This is a genomic window from Streptomyces sp. SID14478, assembly GCF_010548525.1.
Lineage (GTDB): Bacteria > Actinomycetota > Actinomycetes > Streptomycetales > Streptomycetaceae > Streptomyces.
On record NZ_JAAGMG010000489.1, the window covers coordinates 1 to 7,874 of the forward strand.

Here is a 7,874-nt window from a genome sequence, read left to right on the forward strand (position 1 = left end):
CGACTTCGATGCGCTCCTCGCGCTGCTCGCCCCCGAGGTCGTGCTGCACGCCGACCGGGCGGTCATCCCCACGCCCGAGCCGGTCACGCTGGCGGGCGCCCGGATGGTGGCCGAGAGCGCGATGGCCGCGATGGCGCGGGCCCGGCTCACGGGCGTCGCGCTCATCGACGGCGCGCCCGGCCTGGTGATGGCGGTCGGCGGCCGCCTCGCCCTGGTGCTCAGGTTCGGGTTCGACACGAGCGCCGGGCAGGACGGGCCCGACGGCATCGCCCGTATCGAAGTGGTCGCGGAACAGCAGGAGTTGGCGAAGCTGGAGATAGCCGCGCTCTGAGCCGCGACGGCCGCGCGCCTCCTCACCGGCTGACGGGGGTCTCCCGCTCCACCCGCGACAGCTTGTCGGGGTTGCGCACGGCGTACAGGCCGGTGACGAAGCCGTCGTCGATGCGGACCGCGACGACGGCGACGATCCCGCCGTCGAGCCGGAAGGTCAGCGCCGGGGCGCCGTTGACCCGGGTGGGCTCCGCCGACACCCCGGACGCCACGAACCTGCCCAGCACGTGGGCCACGTCCCCGATCCCGACGACGGGCTCCAGCGCGGCCTGAACGACGCCGCCGCCGTCGCCGAGGAAGACGACGTCCGGCGCGAGGATGTCGAGCAGTCCCTGCAAGTCACCGGTGTCCACGGCCCGTTGGAAGGCCTCCATCGCCCCGCGGCTCTCGGCGCGGGAGACGGACGCGCGCGGCCGGCGCGCCGCGACGTGCGCGCGTGCCCGGTGCGCGATCTGGCGCACGGCGGCCGGGCCGATGCCGCTGAACACGCCGAAGCCCAGGTAGGCGACGGTGACATGCGGCGCGTAGGCCAGCGACAGATAGCCGAGAAGGGTGCCGCAAGCGCCCAGCGGCCTCCGCGATCTCGTCGTACCCGAGGTCGAACACCTCGCGCAGCACGAACACCGCCCGCTCGGTCGGCGCGAGGGTCTCCAGGACGAGCAGCATCGCCATGGAGATGCTGTCGGCCAGCTCGACGTCCTCGGCGACGTCGGGCGCGGTGAGCAGGGGCTCGGGCAGCCAGGGGCCGACGTAGGACTCCTTGCGGCGGTCGAGCGTACGCAGTCGGGTCAGCGCCTGACGCGTGGTGATCCTCACGAGGTAGGCGCGCCGGTTCTGCACGGTGCCGAGGTCGACGCCGACCCAGCGCAGCCAGGTCTCCTGCAGGACGTCCTCGGCGTCGGCGGCCGAGCCGAGCATCTCGTAGGCGACCGTGAACAGCAGGTTGCGGTGGGCCACGAACGCCTCGGTGGCGGGGTCGGCCATGACGGGCTCCTTCTTCGCTCTCGCGCGGGCGGCGCGGGCGGCTCTCTCGACGGTGTCGCCCACGAGACGCCGGCGCGCCCCGCTCTGTGACAGCAGACCTCAGTGGCCCACGTCACATTGCCGCACCGTCACAGGCCGCGGGTCGCCGGCATCTCGTGTTCGTCAGAGCGCATCCCCAAGGGACGCATTCAGGTGATCGGCCATCCGGTCATCCGGTCGGCCATCCAGTGAGGACGACACCATGGAAAAGCACGCACCCCGCCTGGACCTCTTCGGCAGCCCGGTCGTGGCGAAGGCCCTGAAGCACTTCGCCTCGGCCAGCAGGACGCTCATCAACGACGCGAACCTGCCGAAGGTGACCCAGGACCTGGTCATGCTCCGCGCCAGCCAGATCAACGGCTGCGGCTACTGCACCGACGCCCACAGCAAAGATCTCGCGCACGCCGGGCAGAGCGCGACCCGCATCAACCTGGTCGCGGCCTGGCGCGAGTCGCACGTGTTCACCGACGCGGAGCGCGCCGCCCTCGAACTGACCGAGGAGGGCACGCGCATCGCCGACTCGGCCGGTGGCGTACCCGACGAGGTCTGGGCGAACGCCGCCAAGCACTACGACGAGGACCAGCTCGCCGCGCTGGTCCTGTTCATCTCGCTCATCAACGCCTCCAACCGCATGGGCGTCATCAACAAGCAGTCGGGCGGCGACTACCAGCCGGGCCAGTTCGGCTGACCGCGGCGGCGCCGGCGCGGGCCGGACCGGCTACAGGTCCAGTTCGGCCCACGTCGTCTTGCGCGGGGGCGGCTCGCGGGTCACGCCCCAGCGGGTCGCCAGCGCCTCCACCAGGAGCAGGCCCCGGCCCGACTCCGCGTCGGGGTCCGGGGCGCGGGTCTCGGGGGCGAGGTCTCCTCTCGTGTCCGTCACCTCGACGCGGATCGTGTCGTACGCCGTCGAGCGCAGCGCCAGCCGCAACCGGAAGTCCCGGCCGGGTACGCGGCCGTGCGTGACGGCGTTCGCCGCCAGTTCCGCCACGACGTGCGCCGCCGCCTCGTACGGGACGTTCCACGCCCGGAGTCGTTCCGTCGCCAGGAGGCGGGCCAGCCGTGCGCCGCGCGGTGTCGGCGACAGCTGGAGGCTGAACTCCCGTTCGGTTGCGGCGCGTTGAGATTCTGTTTCCATGTCACTCAGCGTTCCGGAACCGGGCCCCGTCGAGCAGGCATGACTGCGGTGCGTATCGCATCTGTCCCGCGTCTGTCCCGCCCTGTCCCGGCTGTCCGGAGCGGCGTACGGGTACGGCTCGGCGTGGGAGGTGGGTGCGTATGGACGAGCCCGGGTGGGATGTCGACCCCGAGGACGAGATCGCTTCTGCGGTGGAGATCGTGGGCGACCAGCTGAAGTTCCTGCGGGAGGCCGCGGGTCTGCGGACACCGGAATTCGCCGAGGCCGTCGGGTACGGCGAGGATCTTGTACGCAAGATCGAACGCGGGGCGCGCATTCCTCGCCCCGAGTATCTGGACAAGGTCGACGAGGTGTTGGACGCGGGCGGGCAAGTCCGCGCCATGAAGCCCCGGATGGCCCGGGCCCGCTATCCGAGGAAGGTGCGGGAGCTGGCGGACATGGAGGCGCGGGCCGTCGAGATGTGCCTCTACAGCAACCACAACATTCACGGGCTGCTTCAGACCGAGGGTCACATGCGGGCCCTCTACTCAGGGTGGCTACCTGCATATTCGACCGTCGAGCTTGAACGCGGCGTGGCAGCACGGTTGGGCCGACGAGCGATCTTCGAGCGGGACCCTGCCCCGGCAATGAGCTTCGTCCAGGAGGAAGCAACACTGGTTCGCCGGGTTGGCGGCACAATGGAATGGCGTCAACAACTCGAACGCCTGCTGGAACTCGGCCAGTCGAGCAATGTAGCGATCCAGGTTCTACCGACCCGGACGGAGGAGCATCCCGGCACGGGTGGCCTCATCGAGGTGCTGAAGTTCGCCGACGGCTCTGCTGTGGGCCGATCCGACGGCGCGTTCCACGGCCGCCCCGTTTCGGACCCAAAGCAGCTCCGGATCCTCGATCTGCGCTATGGCATGATCCGGGCCCAGGCGCTTCCGCCACGGGAGTCAGCAGCCCTCATCGAGCGAATGCTGGGAGAGACATGATCCGCAAGACCTTCGCCGAACAGGCCGGTGGTCTGCGCTGGTTCAAGAGCAGCCACAGCAGCAGCGGCGACACCAGTGACTGCATAGAAGTCGCCCTTGACTGGCGAGTGAGCACCTACAGCAGCAGCAGTAACGGCGAGGACTGCGTCGAAGTCGCCCCCACCCCCACCACCATCCACATCCGCGACTCCAAGAACCCCGACGGCCCGAGGCTCACCGCGGACCCGGCCGCCTGGGCGGCCTTCGTCACGCACGCCGCCACCACGCGCTGAGCCGTACAGCCGGTTCAGCGCGTCACAGCGCCTTCAGCGCGGCCGCGGTAGCCGCCGAGAGCCGCTGGAGGTGGCCCTTGGGCAGCTCCGGCGTGCGGACGACCACCGCGCGCCAGTAGAGCGGGCCCGAGATCAGGTCGAGCGCGAGGTCCTCGTCGAGGCCGTCGCGCAGCTCGCCGCGCGCCACCGCCGCCTGCACGATGCCGCTCGCGACCCCGTGCTGCCCCTCCCGCAGAGCCTTCTGCATGGCCTCGGCGATCTCGGGATTGCGGGCCGCCTCCGCCTGGAGGTCGGGGATGATCTGGCCGGCCACCGGGTGCTTCAGGGCCCGGGACGTGACCCGGTACAGGAGCAGCAGGTCCTCCTCGAGCGAGCCGGTGTCGGGCGCGGGCAGGCCCTGCACCGCTATCGCCGAGACCAGGTCGAGGACGAGGTGGAGCTTGGAGCGCCAGCGGCGGTAGACCGCCGTCTTGCCGACTCCCGCACGGCGGGCGATGCCCTCGATGGACATCCGGGCGTACCCCACGGCGGCGAGCTCCTCGAAGACCGCCGCCTGGATGGCCTCGGTCACGTCCTCGCGCAGAACGGCGGCTCCCGCGGGGGCCCGGCGACGCGTCGGCTTGGCGGAGTCGGCGTTGGTCGTCATGCGGCCAGCATAGTTCCGTAACGACGAAACGGTTGCGTTCCGACGTCGAATCGTCCTACTCTCACGTCACGACGATACGGGTCCGTCCCGACGTAAACAGCAGGCAAACACCAGCCCCGAAAAGGGCAAGTCACCCTCGCGGGCCCGCATCGCGGGCCCGCATCGCACCCCCTCCCGCAGTCCTCCCGCAAGCCCTCCCCGAGCGAAAGCAGCGGATGTGAGTCAGGTCCTGGACACGCCTCCCACACCGGCGGCCCCCGCCCCTCCCGTGGAAGACCCTGCCGTCCTCGCGGCCCGTTACGGGCTGACCGTCAGCGGCGCCCGCCCCTCACTGCGTGCCTACGTGGGCCAGTTGTGGCAACGCCGGCACTTCATCACCGCCTTCTCGACCGCCAAGCTCACCGCGCAGTACAGCCAGGCGAAGCTCGGCCAGGTCTGGCAGGTGGCGACGCCGCTGCTGAACGCGGCGGTCTACTACTTCATCTTCGGCGTGCTCATGGGCACCAGCCGGGGCGTGCCCGACTACATCCCGTTCCTGGTCACAGGCGTCTTCGTGTGGACGTTCACGCAGTCCTCGGTGATGGCGGGCACCCGGGCGATCTCCGGCAGCCTCGGGCTCGTCCGGGCCCTGCACTTCCCGCGAGCCTCGCTCCCCGTCTCGTACTGCCTCCAGCAGCTCCAGCAGCTGCTGTTCTCGATGTGCGCGCTGATCGTCATCCTGCTCTGCTTCGGCGTCCCGCCGACGCTGTCCTGGCTCCTGGTGATCCCGGCGCTGTTCCTGCAGTTCACCTTCAACACCGGGCTCGCCCTGATCATGGCGAGGATCGGCGCCCACACCCCGGACATCGCGCAGCTCATGCCGTTCCTGCTGCGTACGTGGATGTACGTGTCCGGCGTGATGTGGAGCCTGAGCCACCTGACGGCCGGGAAGGACATCCCGTCGTGGGTGACCCCGGCCCTGCAGGCGAACCCGGCCGCCGTCTACATCGACCTGATGCGCTTCGCGCTGATCGACAGCTTCACGTCCGATCAGCTCCCGCCGCACGTGTGGCCGCTGGCCGTGGGCTGGGCCCTGCTGCTCGGCGTCGGCGGATTCATCTACTTCTGGAAGGCAGAGGAGACGTACGGCCGTGGCTGACCTCACCAAGGACCGGGACGCAGCCGTCCCCACCGTCATCGTCGACGGCGTCGACATCGTCTACCGCGTCAACGGCACGGGCGCGGGCCGCGGCACCGCCACCGCCGCCCTCAACCGCATGCTCGGCGGCAGGAAGAAGGCCGAGAAGCGGGCGGGCGTGCGGACCGTGCACGCCGTGCGGAACGTCTCCTTCACCGCCTACCGGGGCGAGGCCATCGGCCTCATCGGCACGAACGGGTCCGGCAAGTCGACCCTGCTCAAGGCCGTGGCCGGGCTGCTGCCCGTGGAGAACGGGCGGATCTTCACCGACGGGCAGCCCTCCCTGCTCGGCGTGAACGCGGCCCTGATGAACGACCTCACCGGCGAGCGCAACGTACGGCTCGGCAGCCTCGCGATGGGGATGAGCCCGCAGCAGGTGCGCGAGCGCTACGACGAGATCGTCGACTTCTCCGGGATCAACGAGAAGGGCGACTTCATCACCCTGCCGATGCGCACGTACTCGTCCGGCATGGCGGCCCGGCTCCGGTTCTCCATCGCGGCCGCCAAGGACCACGACGTGCTGCTGATCGACGAGGCGCTCGCCACCGGCGACCGCTCCTTCCAGAAGCGCTCCGAGCAGCGCATCCGCGAGCTGCGCAAGCACGCGGGCACCGTCTTCCTGGTCAGCCACAGCAACAAGTCGATCCGCGACACCTGCGACCGGGTGCTGTGGCTGGAGCGCGGCGAGCTGCGGATGGACGGGCCGACGGAGGAGGTGCTCAAGGCATACGAGACGTTCACGAACCCTGCCAAGCCGGAACCCAAACGCCCTCAAGCCGCTCTTCCCTCGTGAGACCCATCGAGAGCACACCGAACTTACCCTTTTGTCTGTTTAGTGCAAATATGACGCTGAGCGGTGAACAGAAGAGGATAAGGAGCCCGTGTGCAGGCCATGGCCCAGCCCCGGCTGAGTGTGATCGTCCCCGTCTACAACGTCGAGCTGTACCTCGACGAGTGCCTCAGGTCGCTCGCCGACCAGACCTTCACCGCGTTCGAGGTGGTGATGGTGGACGACGGCTCCACCGACACCAGCGCGGCGATCGCCGCGGACTGGGCCGCCCGCGACCCCCGTTTCCGCCTCATATCCCAGGCCAACCAGGGACTGGGAGCCGCCAGGAACACGGGGGTGCGCGCGCTCGCGCCCGGCGTCGAGTACCTCGCCTTCGTCGACAGCGACGACACCCTCCCGGCCAATGCGTACGAGCTGCTCATCGAGACCCTCGACGAGACCGGCTCCGACTTCGCCGCGGGGAACGTGACCCGCTTCCGCTCCGCCGGCCACGTCCAGTCGCCGGTGCACCGCACCCCCTTCGCCGCCACCCGGCTGCGCACGCACATCTCCCGCTTCCGGCCGCTGCTGACCGACCGCACCGCGTGGAACAAGGTCTACCGCCGCACCTTCTGGGAGCAGCACGCGTTCGCCTACCCCGAGGGCATGCTGTACGAGGACGCGCCCGTCAGCATTCCGGCCCACTACCTGGCCGGCTCCGTCGACGTGCTGAGCGAGCCGATCTACCACTGGCGCGAGCGCGAGATCGGCGAGCGCTCCATCACCCAGAACCGCACCAACCCCCAGGGACTCGTCGACCGGGTGCGCTCCATCCGCATGGTGCGCGACTTCCTGAACGCGCGCGTCGGCACCGACCCGATGTACGCCGACCACCTCGCGGTCTACGACCACAACGCGCTGTACGAGGAGATGCCGCTGTTCTGGAAGGTGCTGCCGGGGTCCGACCCGGCGTACCGCGCGGCGTTCCTCGACCACGTCGGGCGGCTCGCCCGCGACATCGGGCAGGACCGGGTGCGGGCGCTGCCCGTGCCGCACAAGCTCAAGATCTATCTGACCGTGCACCGGCGCATGGACGAGCTGATCGCCCTGCTGGAGTTCGAGAAGCAGCACGGCGGCTCGCTGCCGGTCGCGGGCGTGCTGCGGCCGCGCGCCGACTATCCCTTCCTCGACGCCTCCCGCCCCGTCCCCGACTCCGTACTGCGCCTGGACCACCAGGAGCTGGGCCTGCGCAGCCGCCTGGACACGGCGACGTGGGGCGAGGACGGCAAGCTGCACCTGTCGGGGTGGGCGTTCGCCCGCCAGCTCGGTGCGGAGAAGCGCAGCCAGGCGATGAAGACGCTGATCCTGCGCGAGAAGGGCGGCCGCAAGCGGGTCGTCGTGCCCGTGCGCAGCCACTACGACCCCGAGGCCACGGTCGCCGCGGGCGGGGTGTTCCGGCACGCGGACTGGGCCGGATTCAGCGCCGCGGTGAACCCGGACCGGCTCCGGCGCCGCGGCCGGTGGGTCGACGGCGTGTGGCACGTGCGG

At 70.3% G+C, this 7,874-nt stretch carries 8 protein-coding genes and 2 pseudogenes; 7 read left to right on the plus strand and 3 right to left on the minus strand.

Going from position 1 to position 7,874, the window contains the following annotated elements; all coding sequences use genetic code 11:
- Positions 1 to 331, plus strand: a pseudogene (locus G3I40_RS16195) (RNA polymerase subunit sigma-70); the annotation flags it as partial.
- Between the two features lie 22 nt (positions 332 to 353).
- Here G3I40_RS16195 and G3I40_RS16200 read toward each other — a convergent pair.
- Positions 354 to 1,305: pseudogene (locus tag G3I40_RS16200) on the minus strand (sigma-70 family RNA polymerase sigma factor); the annotation flags it as partial.
- A 250-nt stretch (positions 1,306 to 1,555) separates the two neighbouring features.
- On the opposite strand from G3I40_RS16200, the gene G3I40_RS16205 reads away from it, so the two are divergent.
- Complete coding sequence (locus G3I40_RS16205; protein ID WP_164302865.1) at positions 1,556 to 2,041, plus strand: carboxymuconolactone decarboxylase family protein; 486 nt, start codon at positions 1,556 to 1,558, stop codon at positions 2,039 to 2,041.
- Between the two features lie 30 nt (positions 2,042 to 2,071).
- On the opposite strand, the gene G3I40_RS16210 is transcribed toward G3I40_RS16205, so the two are convergent.
- A complete protein-coding gene (locus tag G3I40_RS16210) occupies positions 2,072 to 2,488 on the minus strand; it encodes an ATP-binding protein (RefSeq protein WP_164302866.1) in 417 nt (138 codons plus the stop codon).
- A gap of 140 nt (positions 2,489 to 2,628) precedes the next feature.
- Here G3I40_RS16210 and G3I40_RS16215 point away from each other — a divergent pair, with 140 nt between their 5' ends.
- Both G3I40_RS16215 and G3I40_RS16220 read left to right on the plus strand, forming a co-directional pair.
- Positions 2,629 to 3,462, plus strand: coding sequence for a helix-turn-helix transcriptional regulator (locus tag G3I40_RS16215; RefSeq protein ID WP_164302867.1), 834 nt, complete (start codon positions 2,629 to 2,631; stop codon positions 3,460 to 3,462).
- Positions 3,459 to 3,734 (plus strand): DUF397 domain-containing protein, encoded by a 276-nt coding sequence (locus G3I40_RS16220; RefSeq protein ID WP_164302868.1) that lies wholly within the window; start codon positions 3,459 to 3,461, stop codon positions 3,732 to 3,734. Before G3I40_RS16215 ends, G3I40_RS16220 begins: the two co-directional genes overlap by 4 nt.
- Before the next feature lie 22 nt (positions 3,735 to 3,756).
- Here G3I40_RS16220 and G3I40_RS16225 read toward each other — a convergent pair whose 3' ends face one another.
- Positions 3,757 to 4,380, minus strand: coding sequence for a TetR/AcrR family transcriptional regulator (locus G3I40_RS16225; protein ID WP_164302869.1), 624 nt, complete (start codon positions 4,378 to 4,380; stop codon positions 3,757 to 3,759).
- Positions 4,381 to 4,597: 217 nt separating this feature from the next.
- Here G3I40_RS16225 and G3I40_RS16230 point away from each other — a divergent pair, with 217 nt between their 5' ends.
- The 3 genes from G3I40_RS16230 to G3I40_RS16240 form a co-directional block, all read left to right on the plus strand.
- Complete coding sequence (locus tag G3I40_RS16230) at positions 4,598 to 5,518, plus strand: ABC transporter permease (protein WP_164302870.1); 921 nt, start codon at positions 4,598 to 4,600, stop codon at positions 5,516 to 5,518.
- Positions 5,511 to 6,350, plus strand: a complete 840-nt coding sequence (locus tag G3I40_RS16235) for an ABC transporter ATP-binding protein (protein ID WP_164302871.1) — start codon at positions 5,511 to 5,513, stop codon at positions 6,348 to 6,350. Before G3I40_RS16230 ends, G3I40_RS16235 begins: the two co-directional genes overlap by 8 nt.
- 99 nt (positions 6,351 to 6,449) lie before the next feature.
- Positions 6,450 to 7,874 (plus strand): glycosyltransferase (locus G3I40_RS16240; protein WP_239091771.1); only part of this gene is annotated, 1,425 nt, incomplete at its 3' end.